The following is a 16,324-nucleotide window of genomic DNA, read 5'->3' as shown; positions in this document are numbered from 1 at the left end:
GCCGGATGCCTGCGGTGGCCCGTCGCTGTCCGGTGGGGGGGCGCGTAGCGCCTGCGGGTTCGTTGTGCGTCGGGGCCGTGCCGCGGGGGTGCGCCGGGCGGCCGGCCTAGGTGAGGGGCTTCGTGAACCAGTGCTCGGCGTAGACGGCGTCGTTGTGTGGGGGTGTCTCCTCGTAGCCCAGGGCTGCGTACAGGGCGCGGGCCTCTGTCAGGTCGTGGCGGGTGTCGAGGATCATGCGGGTGGCGTTGAGGGCGCGGGCCGTGGCCTCGGCTGAGAGGACCAGGTGTCTGCCGCCGCCCTTGCCTCGCATCTTCGGGTGTACGAACACCCGGGTGAGTTCGGCTGTGTTCGGGTTCAGGAGTCTGATGCCGACTGATCCGGCCGGCTCGCCGTCGTAGCGGGCCATCAGCAACTGGCCTTTGGGGAGGGTGAGTTCGGTGGTTGGGGGGTCGGCGAGCTCGCGGGCCAGTTCGGACGGGTCGGTGGGGTGGCCCTTGTGGAGTAGGTAGTAGCGGTCGCTGACCTCGGTGTAGTACGCCCGCCAAAGGGCCTGGGCCACGGGGGAGTCGGGGGGTTCGGGCGCTACGGTCCAGGTCATGGCCGCATTGTCGGTGAGGGGGCCGGTGGATTCGCAAGCGAGTTTGTGGAAGGCCGGCTCGGCGGTCGTTTGAGGAGCGTTCTGAGGGCAACCCGGCACACATGTCCACAGGTGTGATCATTCTGATCGTGATAGCGGCGGTCGTCGTCGTGCTCGGCGTGGCCGTGCTGGCCCTGCGTACTCGGGGTGCGCAGGGCGGTCGGGGTCTGAAGCGGCGCTTCGGGCCCGAATACGAGCGGGCCGTGACCCGGCACGACGGAGACGTCAAGGCTGCCGAGCGTGAGCTGGCTCAGTTGGTGGAGCGGCACGGCGGGCTGCGGGAGCGGCCGTTGGAGCCGACCGAGGCCGAGCGGTTCGAGGCGCGCTGGGCCGCTGCCCAGGAGCACTTCGTCGAGTCGCCCAAGGAGGCCGTCCACGAGGCGGACCGGCTGCTCGCGGAGCTGGCGCAGGCCCGGGGTTTCCCGGACGGCGCGCAGTACGAGGAGCAGCTCTCCGCACTGTCCGTGCACCACGCGGACCATGTGCAGGGCTACCGGCATGTGCACCACGTCGCCCACGTGCGCGCGGGTGGCGAAGGCGGGGGCGCGGGTACGGAGGAGATGCGCGAGGCCATGATCGAGGCACGGGCCCTGTTCGAGGAACTGACCGGACCGGTCCAGCGTCGGCGGGCTTCCCACGAGTCCCGCGGGGACACCGACGGGCGGGCACCCGCCCGCAGCAACGGCCACCGCGGGCATCTGCCGTGGACGTTCACCCGTCACGCGAAGGGGAGTTGAGTGACATGACGGACGCCACGACCGGCTTGGGTGCCGGCAAGGTGACGGAGCACGACCTCGCGAAGAGCGCGCCTCCGGTCGCGCCCACCGGTGGGCGCGAGCGGCCCGGCGGTGAGGCGCGTGGCGGTGAGGCGCGTGCGGCGGCCCCCGCGAAGGGAGGGCGTGAGGTCGCGCGGCTCTTCCCGCACGACGAGTCCGACAAGTTCGAGCTCAAGCTCCAGCACGCGGTCTCCGGATTCGTCGACGGCCCCCGGGGCGCCGTGGAGGAGGCCGACCGGGTCCTGGAAGAGCTCGCCGCCCGCTTCACCGAGGCGGTGACTCAGCGCCGCCGTACTCTGCGCGGGGCCTGGCAGGCGACCGATCCGGCCGAGAGCAAGGGCGGGGCGTCCAGCACCGACACCGAGCAGCTGCGGCTGGCGCTGCGTGACTACCGCGAGCTGGCGGAACGGCTCCTACGCACCTGACGCAACACCCGACTCGCCCGCCGCCCGGCGCCTCTCCCGCCACTGCCGTACGACCTCTTCGACGTCGTACGGCTTACGGCCCAGGGGAGGGCCGGGCGGCGGCTTCAGCAGCATGTCGCGGATCTTGACGTTGACGGCCGTGATGATCTTCCGGACCGTCTGCTCCGAGGGAGCCGCATACGCCGCGATCAGGGCGTCCTCCGCCTCCTTGCGCAGGGCCAGGGCCGGGGGCAGGACCGACAGGCCCTCGCGGGCCATCTTGCGTTTGATCCACCACAGTTCGTCGTAGGGCGCTTCCAGGTCGTTCGGCAGCGGCTTTCCGGCGCCGGGCAGTCGGTCGAAGTCGCCGCGGGACTGCGCGTCGTGGATCTGCTTGTCGACCCAGGACTCGAACGGGACGCCGGGGGGCTTTCGCTCGGTCATGAGTTCATTGTGCCGGACGCGGCAGTGCCGGGCGATTTATCATGCGGCCTCGGTGGCCAAAACGGCCGCCGTACAAGGACGTTTCAGAAGGAGCGCACGTGCTCGAACTCACCATGGCCGCCGTGTCCGCGGCGGACGAGGGTGCCACGGCCGGCATGCTCATGGCCGACGCGCCCAGCGAGCCGGGCGCCGTGCTGCGGGTGGGCCGCGACAAGTCGGTGTGCCGGCTGGTGACACCGGACGAATGGCTGTTCGTCTCCCGGGTCCACCTGGAGTTCCTGTGCGGCCCCGACGGCAGCTGGCAGGTGACCTGGCTGCGCGGCTCGCAACCCGACCCGTCCTCCGAGGTGCGGCTGACCGTGGGGCAGTACGCCCAGCCGATCGGCTACGGCGGGACCGTGCCGCTGCCCAGGGGCGGCAGCGGCGAGATCATCATCCACGACCGCACCGAGCCGCGCAGCGTCAACGTCGGCTTCTATCACGAGGCTTGAGCCATGCCTCAGGCGAGGACGCGCGCCAGCGCGAAGCCGTCGTAGCCCTTGCTGCCCACCGTCTGGATCGCCGTGCCGCTCAACCTCGGGTGGCTGCCGATCAGTTCGATGGCGGTCCGGGTGCCCTGGATGTCCGGGGCCGTGCTGTCGGCGTCGACGACCCCGCCGCCGCGCACCACGTTGTCGACGACGATCAGGCTGCCCGTACTGGTGAGCCTGAGGGCCCACTCGACGTAGTGCGGGTTGTTGGCCTTGTCGGCGTCGATGAAGACCAGGTCGAAGGGGGCCGGGTTCTCGTCGGCCAGCTTGGGCAGCGACTCCAGGGCCGGGCCGACCCGGACCTCGACGAGCTTGTCCAGGCCGGCCCGCGCGATGTTGCGGGTGGCGACCTCGGCGTGCCTGGGGTTGTACTCCAGCGAGATCAGGCGGCCGTCGGCAGGCAGGGCGCGGGCCAGCCAGATGGTGCTGTAGCCGGCGAGCGTGCCGATCTCCAGGATGTTGCGGGCGCCCTGGATCTGGGCGAGGAGCTGGAGGAACTTTCCCTGGGACCGGCTGACGGCGATCGGCGGGAGCTCGGCCGCCTCGCTCTCCCGCAGGGCGGCCTGGAGCGTTTCGTCATCCGGTGAGAGGTGGGCGGAGAAGTACTCGTCGACGTCGTCCCAGAGCTGCGACTCGCTCATCGCCTTGCCTTTCCTATGGCTAGTTAGATGCGCTAACTACCCGTCTTCGCCGTCGGTGATACCAGGATGGTCGATTCAGTCGGCGGGCGCAGGCGGCTGCGCGGGGGGTGGGGGCAGCTCCGGCCGCCGGGTGCGCCGCACGGCAAACGCGGTCGCCGTCGCCACGGCAAGGGCGGGCCCGCCCGTCACCGTCAGCAGCCACGCCGGGATTCCGGCCACCTTGCGCAGCCGGTCCTCGTGGATCACCTGCTGGAAGGGGGCGTCGGCCGGCGCGCGGCGCAGCTCGTGGTCGCCCGCGATGCGTTCGGGATACGGGAACTCCTGGCCGATCGCGGTGAGGAACGGTGTGCCGGCCGCACGTTCGGCGAGCGGCCCCGTACGCGCCGTGACCCGGCCTGCGTAGGTGACGCGAGGGCGTTCCCCGCCGATCGGGGACGCCGGTTCCATGCGGTGTGCGGCGAGGACGTACAGGCCCAGGGACTGAGGCGTGTCCGCGAGGCGTGACAGGCGCATCGGGTAGACCGGCTCGTCGGTGCGGAAGGTGAGGTGGAGGGGGTCGAGAGTGCCGGTGAGGGGGGTGCCGGCCGTCTGCGGGGTGAGCTTGACGGCCACGTACCCCCAGCGTTTGTCGACGTACGGGCGCAGGGCTCCCGTCAGGTGGGGCGGCAGCGCGAAGCCGTTGCTGTCCAGGCGGCCGTCCAGCGCGCCGGGGGACGGTGGCCGTCAGCCGGGCCACGTCGAAGGGGCCGAGCCGCTGCCGGCCGACGACTACCGGAGCGCCTGAGCCGGGCGGGGGCGGCGGGGCGCCCGCGGTGCCGTCGCCGCCGCTCACCAGCGGCCAGTCGCCGTCCTGGGGCCAGAAGTGGTACCGGATGCGGTGCACGGGGGCCGTGACGTCGTGCAGCTCCCCGAAGAGGGCAGGGTCGCCGAGGCGGACCGTGGCCCGGCGCGGCACCGGCATGATCCACGCGACCCGCTCGGCGTCCCCGCCGACGGTCAGCCGCGTCACGACCTGCTGGCGTGCCCCGTCCCACCGCACGACGGACTCCTCACGCCCCACCGCCACGCGCGCCGCGTCGCCGGGCACCATGGCCCCGCAGCCGCACGCCCAGGCGGGCGCCGCGAGCTGCCCGAGCCGGAGGGCGAGCAGCGCCAGGACGACGGTCAGAGCCCGCCTTCGAGTACCTGCCCGCAGTAAGTCCGCCATCGCGCAGCCCCTCCATCCCCGCAAGCCCCTCCACCACCGTGACGGCGCCGGTTCAGACGGTACGGCGGACGGCAGGTTGTGTGGCCGGGGCCTGGCGATGTGATCGATTCCGCCCCGCCGGGGTGACCCACCGGAGGCGGGCGAACCGCCCCCCGACTATCGTCTCCGGACAAAAGGAGAGCGGACGTCAGGTGAAGTCGGGGTTGCCTGCGTCTCTCCCTGCGGGGGTGCGAGCCGCATAGGGTTCGTAAGGATTCCTGACGCGTGGGACGTGTGTGACGACCGGGGCGGGAGGCCGACGAGGCGTGGCGAATGCGGATCACGGTAGGCGACCGGCGGAGGCACTCGGAGCCACGGCCGTCGGCGGGGTCCAGGCACGTGTGCGCGTGGCGCGGCTCGGCCTGTGGCTGGTCGTCGCGGTGCTCGCCCTGCGGCAGGTGGCCGTCGTCCTCCGTACGCCGCGCGGGGAGCGGCTGACGGATCTGGAGACCTGGGTCGGGCCGGACGGCGTCCTGCATGTGAAGGGTTCGCTGTACGACTCGACGCAGTTCACCGGTACGCCGTTCGGCGGGCTCGTCCTCAAGCCGCTGACCCGCGCCGCCGAGGAGGCCCTCGGCTGGGGCTGGACGTTCGGCACGCTCCTGCTCGTGGTGGCCCTCGGCCTGGTCGCCGCCCGTGCCCTGCCGCAGCCCGTGAGCCGCCGGACCTCGCTCCTCGTCGCGCCCGTCGCGATCAGCCTGCTGATGCTGTCGCTGCCGGTGCGCAACACCCTCTACCTCGGCCAGACCAGCATCATGCCGGTCCTGCTCGTGCTGCTCGGCTGCTTCGCCGTCCGCGGCGAGCGCACCAGCGGCGTGCTCATCGGCGTCGCGGCCGCGCTGCAGCCCACCCTGCTGCTGTTCACCCCGCTGCTGTGGTTCACCGGCCGGCGCCGGGCCGCGCTCTCCACGGGGGCCACGTTCGCCGCGTGCACGGCGCTCGCGTGGGCGGCGATGCCGCGCGACTCGTACACCTACTGGGTGCACCACATGGCCGGCGTCGGACTCGGCGGCCGGGCCGACGACCTCGCCAACCAGTCCCTGCACGGCGCCCTGCTCCGGCTGGGGCTGACCGGCCCGCTGGAGATCGCCCTCTTCCTGCTCCTCGGCGCCGCTGTCGCCGTCCTCGCGCTGCGCCGGGCCGTTCGCTACGCCCACGACGGGCAGCTCCTGCTGGCGGTGGCCATCACCGGCTGCGCGGCGATCGTCGTGTCCCCCACCGCCTGGCAGCACCAGCTGCTTTGGGTGCTGCTCGCGATCGTCGGCCAGGTCGGCAAACGGGACTCCGACCGGTACGTGTGGCCGGTCGCCGTCATCCTGATCATGACGCTGCCGGCGCGGATGATGGTGCCGGACAAGCTGATCCTCCAACCCCTGCGCGCCGACCTCGTCCTCCTGGCCGCCCTTGCCACGGCCGCCGTCGTGCCCTTCCTGTCCCGCACGTCGCAGTACTGGCAGACGCCGATCCCCACCCAGTACGCCGCACCGGTGCCGTCCCGCTTCCGGCGCATCCCGCTGGTGCGGTTCCTGCGCCGCGTGATCACCCGCCCGAACCTGCTCTTCGAACTGCTCCTCATCCGGGTCACGTACTACGCCTACGCCCAGATCCGCCTGGCAGCCGCGGGCGGCTCCAACTCGGCCGGACGGGTCACCGCCGAGGAACACGGCGAGGAGATCTACTCGATCGAACGCGCCCTGCACATCGACATCGAGCGCTGGGCCAACCATGCCGTCGTGCAGGTCGACTGGGTCCGCGACTTCTTCGACTTCTACTACGAGTCGTTCCACTTCGGCGTCCCGCTCGCCATCCTCGCCGTCCTCTACTGGCGCCGCCCCGTCGACTACCGCTGGGCCCGCACGGCCATCGGCTTCGCCACCGTCTTCGCCCTGATCGGCTTCTGGCTCTACCCACTCGCGCCCCCGCGCCTGATGCCGGGCCTGGGCTTCATCGACACGGTCCACGGCCCGCAGGACTTCTCCAGGCCCGACTACGGCACCCTCACCGAACTGACCAACCAGTACGCGGCGATGCCGTCCCTGCACTTCGGCTGGTCCCTGTGGTGCGGCCTGGTGATCCTCATCCTCGCCCCCAGGTGGTGGATGAAGGCCCTGGGCCTCCTGCACCCGCTGTTCACGCTCACCGCGATCGTCGTCACCGGCAACCACTGGGTCCTGGACGCGGTCGGCGGCGCGGCCGTGGTGGCCGCGGGCTTCGGGATGACGTACCTGTTCCAGGGGCCGCGGGCCCGGATGGTCACGGCACAGGCCGAGAAGGTCAGCAGTGACTCCCGGGCTCCGGCGAAGACCCGTACTCCGAGCTGATCCGGTACTCGCCGGGGGCGGTGACGGTGAGGCGGGTGAACTCGCCCTGTCGGGTGAGGCAGCCGCCGCCGTCGGCGTGCAGCCACGGCGAGTAGGCGACCCGTACGGTCGCCGATCCGGCCCGGGACATGCGGACGACGAGGTCGGCGCTGGACGTCGACACCACGCTCGCGGGATCGGAGACGAGGGGTACGGCGTCCCGCACCCGGAAGATCCGCCAGTGCTCGTCCTGCCACACGGGCTCCAGCCACTCGGGCCGGTCCTCGCGTATGAGTCGGGCCTCGACCTTGGCGTACCCGTCGGGCTTGCCCAGCGGGAGGACGACGTATCCGACGGCCCAGCGGTCCAGCCACTTCCGGTAGGTCGCCGCGGAGAACGACCCGTCGTAGAAGAGCCGGGCCCGCTCCATGTCCAGCTGGCGGTTCCAGCCGCGGGCCATGTTCACATGCGGGGCGAGCCCGCTGGCCTCGCGGTGGTTGCGGGCCGGGACGACCTCGACGCGGGTGCGGTCGGCGCCGAGGTGGTCCAGGGCGCGGACCACTCCCTGGGTCTCGGCGGCCCAGGCGGGCACGGTGGTGGAGACGTACAGGTCGTCGCCGGTCTTCTTGGTGACCCAGCCGACCGAGAAGACGAGGGCGGCGATCAGCAGATTCCGGCGGACCTTCGCGAGACCGGGCTGGGCCACCAGGACGGCGAGGAGGGCCGCGGGCGCGAACAGCTCGGCGAAGCGCTCGACGTTCGTGCCGATGGGGGAAGGGATGAGATACGTCAGGACCGCCCCGGCAGCGTAGACGGCACCGCTCCAGCGGGCGACACGCCAGGAGCGCGGGGCGAGGAACGTGACGGCCAGGCCCAGGAAGAAGGGCGGCCATATTCGGTCGGCGAACATCAACTGCTCGCCCTTGAAGGGGAAGAGGAGCGTCGTGACGCCGACGGTGACGGCGGGCGGGAGCAGGAGAGTGAGGGCGCGGGCCCAGTCGCGGGTGAGGAGGAACGCGGCACCCACGACGACGAGGAACAACCCTGCCACCGGGCTCGCCATCGTCGCCAGGGCGGCGTACGCGGCGGCGAGGACGACCCGCTTCTCTCGGGTCAGCAGCAGACACGCGGCGAGTCCGAAGGCCACACCCAGGGCGAACGTGGTGCGGCCGGAGGCCACGTTGCACCACAGGGCGAAGGCCGCGAGGAGGGCCGGGCCGAGGGGGCGCGGGATGCCCTTGGCGCGCGTGATGAGGACCGCCGCGAGCCAGGTGGCGGCGAGCCCGGACAGTACGGTCACGGTGCGGACGCCGAGCGCGGCCATCAGGTACGGCGAGATCAGGCTGTAGTTGGCGGTGTGCGTGCCGCCGTACCAGAACAGGTTGTAGGCCGAGCCGCCGTGCTGGGTGGCGAAGCCGGTCCAGGCGTTCTGCGCGGCCAGGTCACCGCCGCCGGTGGCGAGGAACAGGGCCCAGATCGCGTAGAGGGGGACGGTGGGGAGGGTGGCAAGAAGGTGTATTCGGTGGCGACTCCAGATCTTGTCCAGCAGCCGCTCCCGGGCAGGCGGTGCCTGCTGCGGGGCGCTCGGGCGGGTGCGGGTGCGGGTGAGGTCGGCTTGGGCCACGTGATCGAAGACGTGGAATCGCGTGGGAACGTTCACCGGCGGCTGAAGTGGCTACGTCTCCTCCGCTTCAGGCCTGGGTCATGGGCGGCGGGGCGGGCAGCGACGGGGCAGCCCGTCATTTCCTGCCCGGTCTGCTTCGGTCGCCGGGAAGTCGAGTGCGGGCTCGGTCCGCTGCCCGCCCCGTTCCGCCGCCGTGCACCGTCTGTCCGCGGGTCAGGCCGCCTGGGTGAGTTCGGCGCGGCCGAAGAGCAGGGCGTAGCCGGCCGGGAGTTGGGCGAGGATGCGGGTGAGGAGGTCCTCGCCGGCGAGCTGGGCCACGATGCGAAGGACGGTGCCGGTGTCCCAGCGGGTGGTGGCCGCTGTGCCGCCGGTGCGGTTCGCCAGGTCCTTGACGAAGCCCCAGCCGGTGAGAGGGGCGGTGTCGGGGATCGCGGACGTGAAGGTGACGGCGGCCTCATGCGGCAGCCTGGCTGCGAGCTCCACGCGTTCATCGCCCGTGAGCTGGCGCCCGAATGCGGCCAGCACGGCGCGCACAGCCTCATCGGCCTGTGCCCGGGTGGCATAGGCGCCTTCGTAGCGCACTCGTTCCAGCATCTGCTCGAACGTGATGCCCGCGGTGTACCGGCGCGGCTGCTGCTGGAGAATCATTGCTGACGTGCTTGCCTTTCTCGTCGAAGTCGTCGCGAGGCGGCGGCCGGGGACTACTCCGCCGGCCACCGGTGTCGCCCGGGTCAGGGGGAGGGGGTGATGTCTGCGGGCTGGACGGGCTGGGGGTGGCCGAACAGCAGGTCATAGCCCGCCGGGAGCTGGAGCAGGATGCGGCCGGTGAGTTCGTCGCCCGCTGCGTCCGCGGCAACGCTGAGCACGGCGCCCACATCCCAGGCCGCGGTCTGCTCCGTGGCTCCCTCGATCCAGGCCGCCGTGGCCCGCACGAACCGCTCAGGGGAGAGCGGCTCGCGCGCTTGGAGCGGACTGAGCAGGACGAGTGCCAGACCCTCTGGCAACCGGGCGGCCAGGTCCGCCCGTACCTCGCCCACCAGATGCGCGCCCAGCAGCGCCAGCACCGTGCGGGCCGCCCGCTCGGCTTCCTCGGTGGTGTCGTATTCGCCGCGTTCCTTGACCTGGTCCAGGAACGCCTCCCATCGCATGGTCATCGCTGCTCCCGTGCGTATGCGGCGGTGAGCGGAGACCGGGGGCAGCCGCGGGGGGACAGCCGACCCCCGTCTCCGGTGCGGCCGGTAGGGGACTCAGCCGCTGATCTCCTTGCGCGCGGAGTCGCCACTGATGGCGATCTTGCGGGGCTTGGCGCGCTCGGCGATCGGGATCCGCAGGGTCAGCACACCTGCGTCGTAGTCCGCCTTGATGTGCTCGGTGTCCAGGGTGTCGGCCAGCACGACCTGGCGGGAGAAGACGCCCAGGGGCCGTTCGGACAGCTCCATCTGCACGTCGTCCGACTTGGTGACGGGCCGCCGCTCGGCCTTGACGGTCAGCATGTTCCGCTCGACGTCGATGTCGATCGCGTCCGTGGCCACGCCGGGCAGGTCGAGGGCGATCACGTACTCCTCGCCCTCGCGGTAGGCGTCCATCGGCATCGCCGACGGCCGCGACCAGGTCCCGGTCGTGTTCAGGAGCTGCTGGGTGAGCCGGTCGAGCTCACGGAAGGGGTCGGTGCGCATCAACATTGTCAAAACACCTCCGGCGTTCAGGTCAGGCACTGTGCTGCCAATGCGTTTCACCTGCCATCGTTGTAGCATGTCGTCCAAGCGATGACAAGCGGAGCGTCATCCAGACGACGACATCAGGTGGAGGCCACGTGACCAGGGATGATCGGCAGGATGGTCAGCCAACCCCCCTTGCCCGCGGTCTCACGGCGGCCGACTTCCTCGCCACTGCCGCGGCACTGAACTCGATCCACGAGGCCCTGCACGCCGCCCGGTCGACGCGGGACGGCAAGCGCTCCGGTCCCGACCGGGCCAGTTCTGAACAGGCACTCGCTGCGCTCCTGATGCTGCGTGAAGCGCGCGATCAGCTCGCCGAATGGGAGCCGGGCCTGATCGAGGCCGCGCGGGAGGCGGGCGCGAGCTGGGCCGACCTCGCCCACCCCCTCGGCGTATCCAGCCGCCAGGCCGCCGAACGCCGCTACCTGCGCGTACGCCCCGGAACCCCGGGATCCACAGGTGAGCAGCGGGTACAGGCCACCCGCGACCGCCGCGCCGCCGACCGCACCGTCACCGCCTGGGCCCGCGCCAACGCCGCCGATCTGCGCCGGCTCGCCGGCCAGATCACCGCACTCACCGACCTCCCCGCCGCCGCCAGCACCTCACTCGCGGACCTCGAAGCCGCCCTTGCCGACAACGACCCGGCCGCCCTCGTCGCTCCCCTGACGGTCACGCACACGTATCTGACGTCCGGCCACCCCGACCTCGCAGCGCGCATCGATGACCTCGCCCGCCATACCGACCAGCTGCGTCGGCACAGCGGCAACCAGCGCCGGAACTAAGCCTTTTCGTCGCACACCGGGATCTTCCGACCGAGACGGATCTCTCACAGCGAAGGTGCGACACAGCCACTGCCGCACCAGCACTCGAACCACACCACCTTGCCGCCCCCTGCCACAGGATTCACACCCCACTTGCCGGCGACCGCGTCCAGCAGCAGGAGCCCCCGGCCGCCCTCGTCGTCCGGCCCCGACTGCCGGGCGAACGCGGGCAGTTGAGCGAAGCCGTCCGTCACCTCGACCCGCACCCCGCCCGGCTGTCGCAGGATCAGCACTTCGCACCGGCGGTCCGGAACATGCCGTACGACATTGGCGACCAGCTCGGTCATGCCCAGTTCCACGGCGTCGGTCAGCGCGGGCATCGCCCACTCGGCGAGCAGCGAGCGGGCGATGGTGCGGATGTGCCGGGCCGAGTGTTCGCCGACGGTGAGGCGCAGCCGGTATTGCGCACGGAAGGGGACCAGGGGCGTGGGGGGAATGTATCCGTTCACGGTACGAGCGTGACCTCGCGCAACTACTCTGGGCTACCGAACAGATACAACAGGTCCCGAAGTGGGCCGAGTTGCGTGAGATGAGAGGGGCCGCTGCGTGACCCACATCAACACCCTCGACCCGGGCGCCTCGCCACTCGACTACTACGGCTTCGAACTACGCCGCTACCGCGAGGCCGCCGAGCTGACCCAGAAGCAGCTCGGGGACATCGTGTACTGCACGGGGTCGCTGGTCGGCCAGATCGAGACGGCACGGAAGTTGCCGACGTTGCCGTTCAGTGAGCGGGTGGATGTGGCATTGGGGACGGGCGGGGCGCTGTCCCGGTTGCATGAGCTGGTGATGCGTAGTCAACTTCCGGCTTGGTTTCAACAGGTGGCGGAGTTGGAGGCGCGGGCGACAGAGATCGGTACGTTCCAGACGCACATGGTTCATGGTCTCCTGCAGAGCAAGGAGTACGCACGTGCCGTGCTCGGCGTGCTGGACGACAACGACCTCGACGACCGCACCGCCGTACGGCTGGCTCGTCAGCGCATCTTCGAGAGGGGCGAGCCGCCGGTCTTCTGGATGATCCTGAGTGAGGCTGCGCTGTACCAGGAGATCGGCGGTTCGGCGACCATGCATGGCCAACTGGCACACCTGTTGTCCTTCGAGCACAACCCGCGGATCAACGTCCAGGTTCTGCCGTTTTCGGCTGGTGCGCACGCAGGATCGCAGGGCTCATTCACCGTCTTTCGCTTCCCCAGCGATCCGGTCATCGTCTACACCGAGGGGTACGGCAGTGGGCGTCCGACCGCCAACCCGGACACCGTCAAGGACTGCTCGCTCCGTTACGATCATCTCCAGGCCGCCGCCCTCTCCCTCAAGGACTCGGCGGAGTTGATCCGGCGCGTGATGGAGGAGCGTTATGGAGAGCACCGAGATTCTGACGGCGATCCAGTGGCGTAAGTCCAGCTACAGCGGTGACCAGGGCGGCGAGTGCATCGAGATAGCCGCAACCCCCCACACCACCATCGCCATCCGGGACTCCAAGAACCAGGCGGGGCCGATCGTCACCCTCGACCCCGCCGCGTTCAACGCCTTCCTGGGTTGGGCTACAGCCGCTGAATAATCGTGCCGGTGGCCAAGCCACCCCCCGCACACATCGTCACCAGCGCGAACTCCTTGTCCGCCCGCTCCAGTTCATGAAGCGCGGTCGTGATCAACCGGGCCCCGGTGGCCCCCACCGGGTGTCCGAGGGCGATCGCGCCGCCGTTCACGTTCACCTTCTCCAGGTCCTGTTCGAAGACCTGAGCCCAGCTCAACACCACTGATGCGAACGCCTCGTTGATCTCGACGAGGTCGATGTCCTTCAGGGACATCCCGGCCTTGCCCAGCACGGCATTCGTCGCGTCGATCGGGCCGTCGAGGTGGAAGTGCGGGTCGGCGCCCACCAGCGCCTGGGCGACGATCCGCGCCCGGGGCCGCAGCTTCAGCGCACGCGCCATCCGCTTCGACGCCCACATGATCGCCGCCGCGCCGTCGCTGATCTGGGACGAGTTGCCCGCCGTGTGCACGGCCGTCGGCATGACGGGCTTGAGCCTCGCCAGGGCCTCCATGGACGTGTCGCGCAGGCCCTCGTCCTTGTCGACGAGCCGCCACATGCCCTGCCCGGCACGCTGCTCGTCCTCGGTCGTCGGGACCTGGACGGCGAACGTCTCCCTCTTGAAGCGTTCCTCCGCCCAGGCGGCAGCCGCCCGCTCCTGCGAGACCAGCCCCAGTGAGTCGACGTTCTCGCGCGTCAGCCCCCGGTGGCGGGCGATCCGTTCCGCCGCCTCGAACTGGTTGGGCAGGTCCACGTTCCACTCGTCGGGGAACGGCTTCCCCGGCCCGTGTTTCGACCCCGACCCCAGCGGCACCCGCGACATCGCCTCGACGCCGCAGCTGATGCCGACATCGATGACGCCCGCCGCGATCATGTTGGCCGTCATGTGCGACGCCTGCTGCGAGGACCCGCACTGGCAGTCGACCGTCGTCGCGGCCGTCTCGTAGGGCAGGCCCATGGTCAGCCAGGCCGTGCGCGCGGGGTTCATGGACTGTTCGCCGGCGTGGGTCACCGTGCCGCCGACGATCTGCTCGACCGCGTCGGCGGGGATGCCGGTGCGGCCCAGGAGTTCGCGGTACGTCTCGCCCAGGAGATAGGCGGGGTGGAGGTTGGCGAGCGCGCCGCCGCGCTTGCCGATGGGGGTGCGTACTGCTTCGACGATCACGGGTTCCGCGGCCATGGGGAGTGTCCTCTCCTCGGTTACCCGCGCGGCGCGGGGGCGTCCCGGCCGACCCCGCCACGCGGAACTAGAACACGTACTAGTTCCATTTGCAGTCTGCTGACAGCGCGTCGACTGCCGCAAGAGTCGTGCAGCGTCTGAAGTCTTGATCTGCGGAGATCTGCACGAATCCCGCACGCAATTCGGGGTGCCGCGCCTCTTGCCACTTGTAGAACCCGTTACTACCTTCGCGGCAATCCTTGTTCTGATGGTCCGTCAGATGGCTACATGGCTAGATGGCTGGAGTTGCCGATGCCTTGTCCAGCGCTTCCCGACGGGTTCGACTTCACCGACCCCGATGTGCTGCACCACCGCGTACCCCTCCCGGAGTTCGCCGAGCTGCGCCGGGCCGAACCGGTCCGCTGGATCCCGCAGTCGGGCAACGTAGCCGGGTTCCAGGACGAGGGCTACTGGGCGGTGACCCGGCACGCGGACGTCAAGTACGTATCCACGCACCCGGAGTTGTTCTCGTCCTCACTGAACACCGCGATCATCCGCTTCAACGAGCACATCGAGCGCGACGCCATCGACGCGCAGCGGCTGATCCTGCTGAACATGGACCCGCCCGAGCACACCCGGGTCCGCCAGATCGTGCAGCGCGTCTTCACCCCGCGGGCCATCCGGGCCCTGGAGGAGCGCCTGCGCGCGAGGGCGCTGTCGATCGCCGCCAACGCCCGGCAGCACTCCGGCCCCTTCGACTTCGTCACCGAGGTCGCCTGCGAACTGCCCCTGCAGGCCATCGCCGAGCTCATCGGCGTCCCGCAGGACGACCGGGCCAAGATCTTCGACTGGTCCAACAAGATGATCGCGTACGACGACCCCGAGTACGCCATCACCGAGGAGGTCGGGCAGGAGTCGGCCACCGAACTCATCTCGTACGCGATGAACATGGCCGCCGACCGCAAGGAGTGCCCGGCGAAGGACCTCGTCACCACGCTGGTGGCTGCGGAGGACGAGGGCAACCTGCGCTCCGACGAGTTCGGGTTCTTCGTGCTGATGCTGTCGGTGGCCGGCAACGAGACCACCCGTAACGCCATCACGCACGGGATGCACGCCTTCCTCACCCACCCCGAGCAGTGGGAGCTGTACAAGAGGGAGCGCCCGGCGACGGCGGCCGAGGAGATCGTCCGCTGGGCGACGCCCGTCGTCTCCTTCCAGCGGACGGCCACTCAGGACACGGAGTTGGGCGGAAAGCGCATAAACAAGGGGGACCGGGTAGGAATCTTCTATGCCTCGGCGAACCACGATCCCGAGGTCTTCGACAACCCGGACACCTTCGACATCACCCGTGACCCCAATCCTCACCTGGGCTTCGGCGGGGGCGGTCCCCACTACTGCCTCGGCAAGTCCCTTGCGGTCCTGGAGATCGACCTCATCTTCAACGCCGTGGCCGACGCCATGCCCGGCCTGCGGATGGTCGGCGACCCGCGCCGACTGCGTTCCGCCTGGATCAACGGCGTCAAGGAACTCCAGGTGACCGCCGACTGACGAGACGCACGGCGCCACACTCGGGCCGACGGCTTCCCGGCGCCGTCGGCCCGTCCCGAGGGAGGCAGGAGCACCCCTTATCCCTACGCCCCGTTCCTGCCTCCCCCGAGACGGCTCCGTCCGTGCACGGGGGACTCGTGCGCATGGCGAAGGCGACGGCCCCGGGGATCGGGGGCCGCCGCCTTCGGTTCAGGGTCTGGCGGGGTCGGCTCAGTACCAGCCGTTCGACTGCCAGAAGTTCCAGGCGCCACAGGCGCTGCCGTAGCGGTCCTTCATGTAGTCCAGGCCCCACTCGATCTGGGTGGCCGCGTTGGTCTTCCAGTCCGAGCCGGCCGAGGCCATCTTGTTGCCCGGGAGGGCCTGGACGAGGCCGTAGGCGCCGCTGGAGGAGTTGGTGGCGTTCACGTTCCAGTCGCTCTCGTGGTCGACGATCTTGGAGAAGCACTGGTACTGGGCCGAGTCCGAGATCATCTTCTTCGCGATCTTCTGCGCCGAGCCGGCCTCGGTCGACGCGGCCTGGGCGGGCGCGGCGGCGAACAGGGTGCCGGCGGCCGTGGCGGCCAGGGCGGCACCGGCGAGGGCCTTCTTCGGGGCGGAGATGCGGCGGAAGGTGGAAATCGCGGACACGGAGAGCCTTTCTTCGGGGACAGGGGCCGCAGGCAAGCCGGAACCACGCGATGCGAGGCGGGGGCGTACGTCGGCGCCGCGGCCCTGAGGGCACGTCGGCGCCGTGCGACGTCGTCCAGAGAAACAGGCCGGGAAGGTGTCCGCAATGAGCCGGTTTGCTAGTTGTGGTCGTATGCCGGAGGAGTGGCGCTCGTGTGAGGTGGCTCTCAATGTGCAGGTCAGGTGCGGTTTTGGCGTGCGCATGGCGTCCGATTTGCCCGACTAGGGTGGATCGTAGGTGATGTGAGTCATGTGGGGTGGTTCACCGTGCGGATCACG

18 protein-coding genes and 1 pseudogene are annotated in these 16,324 nt (G+C 70.4%); 8 read left to right on the top strand and 11 right to left on the bottom strand.

Going from position 1 to position 16,324, the window contains the following annotated elements; all coding sequences use genetic code 11:
* Positions 1–106: 106 nt before the first annotated feature.
* The gene (locus AB5J55_RS12535) at positions 107–598 is read right to left on the bottom strand and encodes a GNAT family N-acetyltransferase (RefSeq protein WP_369270750.1); all 492 of its coding nucleotides are present in this window, start codon (positions 596–598) and stop codon (positions 107–109) included.
* Between the two features lie 101 nt (positions 599–699).
* Between AB5J55_RS12535 and AB5J55_RS12530 the strand changes: the two genes are divergently transcribed.
* Together AB5J55_RS12530 and AB5J55_RS12525 are read left to right on the top strand one after the other, a co-directional pair.
* Positions 700–1,374: a hypothetical protein gene (locus tag AB5J55_RS12530; protein WP_369270749.1), complete on the top strand. Its 675-nt coding sequence runs from the start codon at positions 700–702 to the stop codon at positions 1,372–1,374.
* Positions 1,341–1,838, top strand: a complete 498-nt coding sequence (locus AB5J55_RS12525) for a hypothetical protein (protein WP_369270748.1) — start codon at positions 1,341–1,343, stop codon at positions 1,836–1,838. The genes AB5J55_RS12530 and AB5J55_RS12525 overlap by 34 nt, the downstream gene beginning before the upstream one ends.
* Here AB5J55_RS12525 and AB5J55_RS12520 read toward each other — a convergent pair.
* Positions 1,827–2,261, bottom strand: a complete 435-nt coding sequence (locus tag AB5J55_RS12520) for a DUF1992 domain-containing protein (protein WP_369270747.1) — start codon at positions 2,259–2,261, stop codon at positions 1,827–1,829. The two genes, AB5J55_RS12525 and AB5J55_RS12520, sit on opposite strands and share 12 nt — an antisense overlap.
* A gap of 98 nt (positions 2,262–2,359) precedes the next feature.
* Between AB5J55_RS12520 and AB5J55_RS12515 the strand changes: the two genes are divergently transcribed.
* Positions 2,360–2,752 carry a hypothetical protein gene (locus AB5J55_RS12515; RefSeq protein ID WP_369270746.1) on the top strand — a complete coding sequence of 131 codons (393 nt, stop codon included), beginning with the start codon at positions 2,360–2,362 and terminating at the stop codon, positions 2,750–2,752.
* A gap of 8 nt (positions 2,753–2,760) precedes the next feature.
* Here AB5J55_RS12515 and AB5J55_RS12510 read toward each other — a convergent pair whose 3' ends face one another.
* Complete coding sequence (locus tag AB5J55_RS12510; RefSeq protein ID WP_369270745.1) at positions 2,761–3,432, bottom strand: O-methyltransferase; 672 nt, start codon at positions 3,430–3,432, stop codon at positions 2,761–2,763.
* Between the two features lie 75 nt (positions 3,433–3,507).
* Positions 3,508–4,639: pseudogene (locus tag AB5J55_RS12505) on the bottom strand (DUF2330 domain-containing protein).
* 305 nt (positions 4,640–4,944) lie between these two features.
* Between AB5J55_RS12505 and AB5J55_RS12500 the strand changes: the two are divergent.
* Positions 4,945–6,999, top strand: coding sequence for a phosphatase PAP2 family protein (locus AB5J55_RS12500; RefSeq protein ID WP_369270744.1), 2,055 nt, complete (start codon positions 4,945–4,947; stop codon positions 6,997–6,999).
* Here the strand turns inward: AB5J55_RS12500 and AB5J55_RS12495 are convergent.
* From AB5J55_RS12495 to AB5J55_RS12480, 4 genes are all read right to left on the bottom strand, one after another.
* Complete coding sequence (locus AB5J55_RS12495; RefSeq protein ID WP_369276167.1) at positions 6,953–8,527, bottom strand: hypothetical protein; 1,575 nt, start codon at positions 8,525–8,527, stop codon at positions 6,953–6,955. The two genes, AB5J55_RS12500 and AB5J55_RS12495, sit on opposite strands and share 47 nt — an antisense overlap.
* A gap of 288 nt (positions 8,528–8,815) precedes the next feature.
* Complete coding sequence (locus AB5J55_RS12490) at positions 8,816–9,250, bottom strand: DUF2267 domain-containing protein (protein WP_369270743.1); 435 nt, start codon at positions 9,248–9,250, stop codon at positions 8,816–8,818.
* A gap of 83 nt (positions 9,251–9,333) precedes the next feature.
* Positions 9,334–9,756, bottom strand: coding sequence for a DUF2267 domain-containing protein (locus AB5J55_RS12485; RefSeq protein WP_369270742.1), 423 nt, complete (start codon positions 9,754–9,756; stop codon positions 9,334–9,336).
* Between the two features lie 93 nt (positions 9,757–9,849).
* Entirely contained in the window at positions 9,850–10,284 is a 435-nt protein-coding gene (locus AB5J55_RS12480; RefSeq protein ID WP_369270741.1) for an Hsp20/alpha crystallin family protein, read from the bottom strand.
* Positions 10,285–10,415: 131 nt separating this feature from the next.
* On the opposite strand from AB5J55_RS12480, the gene AB5J55_RS12475 reads away from it, so the two are divergent.
* Entirely contained in the window at positions 10,416–11,102 is a 687-nt protein-coding gene (locus tag AB5J55_RS12475) for a type III effector protein (protein ID WP_369270740.1), read from the top strand.
* Between the two features lie 44 nt (positions 11,103–11,146).
* Here AB5J55_RS12475 and AB5J55_RS12470 read toward each other — a convergent pair whose 3' ends face one another.
* Positions 11,147–11,590: an ATP-binding protein gene (locus AB5J55_RS12470; RefSeq protein WP_369270739.1), complete on the bottom strand. Its 444-nt coding sequence runs from the start codon at positions 11,588–11,590 to the stop codon at positions 11,147–11,149.
* A 97-nt stretch (positions 11,591–11,687) separates the two neighbouring features.
* Between AB5J55_RS12470 and AB5J55_RS12465 the strand changes: the two genes are divergently transcribed.
* Both AB5J55_RS12465 and AB5J55_RS12460 read left to right on the top strand, forming a co-directional pair.
* The gene (locus AB5J55_RS12465; protein WP_369270738.1) at positions 11,688–12,536 is read left to right on the top strand and encodes a helix-turn-helix domain-containing protein; all 849 of its coding nucleotides are present in this window, start codon (positions 11,688–11,690) and stop codon (positions 12,534–12,536) included.
* Positions 12,496–12,699, top strand: a complete 204-nt coding sequence (locus AB5J55_RS12460; RefSeq protein WP_369270737.1) for a DUF397 domain-containing protein — start codon at positions 12,496–12,498, stop codon at positions 12,697–12,699. The genes AB5J55_RS12465 and AB5J55_RS12460 overlap by 41 nt, the downstream gene beginning before the upstream one ends.
* Here the strand turns inward: AB5J55_RS12460 and AB5J55_RS12455 are convergent.
* Complete coding sequence (locus tag AB5J55_RS12455; RefSeq protein ID WP_369270736.1) at positions 12,683–13,852, bottom strand: steroid 3-ketoacyl-CoA thiolase; 1,170 nt, start codon at positions 13,850–13,852, stop codon at positions 12,683–12,685. The genes AB5J55_RS12460 and AB5J55_RS12455 overlap by 17 nt on opposite strands.
* Positions 13,853–14,143: 291 nt before the next feature.
* Between AB5J55_RS12455 and AB5J55_RS12450 the strand changes: the two genes are divergently transcribed.
* A complete protein-coding gene (locus AB5J55_RS12450) occupies positions 14,144–15,379 on the top strand; it encodes a cytochrome P450 (RefSeq protein WP_369270735.1) in 1,236 nt (411 codons plus the stop codon).
* Between the two features lie 210 nt (positions 15,380–15,589).
* Here AB5J55_RS12450 and AB5J55_RS12445 read toward each other — a convergent pair whose 3' ends face one another.
* Positions 15,590–16,006: a transglycosylase SLT domain-containing protein gene (locus tag AB5J55_RS12445; RefSeq protein ID WP_369270734.1), complete on the bottom strand. Its 417-nt coding sequence runs from the start codon at positions 16,004–16,006 to the stop codon at positions 15,590–15,592.
* Positions 16,007–16,324 lie beyond the last annotated feature (318 nt).

The organism is Streptomyces sp. R11, from assembly GCF_041051905.1.
Taxonomy (GTDB): domain Bacteria; phylum Actinomycetota; class Actinomycetes; order Streptomycetales; family Streptomycetaceae; genus Streptomyces.
This window is presented reverse-complemented; position numbering and strand designations above follow the sequence as displayed.

Excerpts from the sequence above, each read along its gene's own strand:
- AB5J55_RS12535 (WP_369270750.1), bottom strand. The coding sequence starts at position 598 with ATGACCTGGACCGTAGCGCCCGAACCCCCCGACTCCCCCGTGGCCCAG.
- AB5J55_RS12530 (WP_369270749.1), top strand. The coding sequence starts at position 700 with ATGTCCACAGGTGTGATCATTCTGATCGTGATAGCGGCGGTCGTCGTC.
- AB5J55_RS12520 (WP_369270747.1), bottom strand. The coding sequence starts at position 2,261 with ATGACCGAGCGAAAGCCCCCCGGCGTCCCGTTCGAGTCCTGGGTCGAC.
- AB5J55_RS12510 (WP_369270745.1), bottom strand. The coding sequence starts at position 3,432 with ATGAGCGAGTCGCAGCTCTGGGACGACGTCGACGAGTACTTCTCCGCC.
- AB5J55_RS12490 (WP_369270743.1), bottom strand. The coding sequence starts at position 9,250 with ATGATTCTCCAGCAGCAGCCGCGCCGGTACACCGCGGGCATCACGTTC.
- AB5J55_RS12485 (WP_369270742.1), bottom strand. The coding sequence starts at position 9,756 with ATGACCATGCGATGGGAGGCGTTCCTGGACCAGGTCAAGGAACGCGGC.
- AB5J55_RS12480 (WP_369270741.1), bottom strand. The coding sequence starts at position 10,284 with ATGTTGATGCGCACCGACCCCTTCCGTGAGCTCGACCGGCTCACCCAG.
- AB5J55_RS12460 (WP_369270737.1), top strand. The coding sequence starts at position 12,496 with ATGGAGAGCACCGAGATTCTGACGGCGATCCAGTGGCGTAAGTCCAGC.
- AB5J55_RS12455 (WP_369270736.1), bottom strand. The coding sequence starts at position 13,852 with ATGGCCGCGGAACCCGTGATCGTCGAAGCAGTACGCACCCCCATCGGC.
- AB5J55_RS12450 (WP_369270735.1), top strand. The coding sequence starts at position 14,144 with ATGCCTTGTCCAGCGCTTCCCGACGGGTTCGACTTCACCGACCCCGAT.